General features: G+C 46.9%; 1 protein-coding gene. It reads right to left on the bottom strand.

What is annotated here, in order from left to right; translation table 11 throughout:
- Positions 1–74: 74 nt before the first annotated feature.
- On the bottom strand, positions 75–338 hold the full coding sequence (locus E0L35_RS25910; protein ID WP_000833838.1) for a DUF4224 domain-containing protein: 264 nt from the start codon (positions 336–338) through the stop codon (positions 75–77).
- Positions 339–399 lie beyond the last annotated feature (61 nt).

The following is a 399-nucleotide window of genomic DNA, read 5'->3' as shown; positions in this document are numbered from 1 at the left end:
GGCGTATCGCTTTGTTATCTTTATTCCTGAATTCGTAGGCCGCTTTGCCCTGGTAAACACGAGGCGGCATCCAGTTATCTGCTGGGTTCTTTCTCTTTCCGGCCATTAAATATTGCTCCAAAATCAGGTTCATCATCTTTTCGCGTCGTCACCTCCTGTAAATTGCGAAATTTTATTGGGTTCATGAAATGGCCCCAGGTTGTTTTTGGGTGTCCGTCAGCCCTTTCCATGAAGAAAATTCCAGCCCGGCGAAGAGCCTCACATTGCTTTGATTTAAGTGGGCTTCCCGTCAGCTCGACCATTTCTTCTCTGGTGATTATGTCGTGATCGCTTTTCATGGTCTTTCCTCATTATGTAGCTTATTGCGTCATCTGCCTTCTGGCAGGCACGGGCAATATC

Source organism: Halomonas sp. ATBC28 (assembly GCF_005937175.1).
GTDB classification, from domain to species: Bacteria; Pseudomonadota; Gammaproteobacteria; order Pseudomonadales; family Halomonadaceae; genus Vreelandella; species Vreelandella titanicae.
This window is presented reverse-complemented; position numbering and strand designations above follow the sequence as displayed.

Excerpts from the sequence above, each read along its gene's own strand:
- E0L35_RS25910 (WP_000833838.1), bottom strand. The coding sequence starts at position 338 with ATGAAAAGCGATCACGACATAATCACCAGAGAAGAAATGGTCGAGCTG.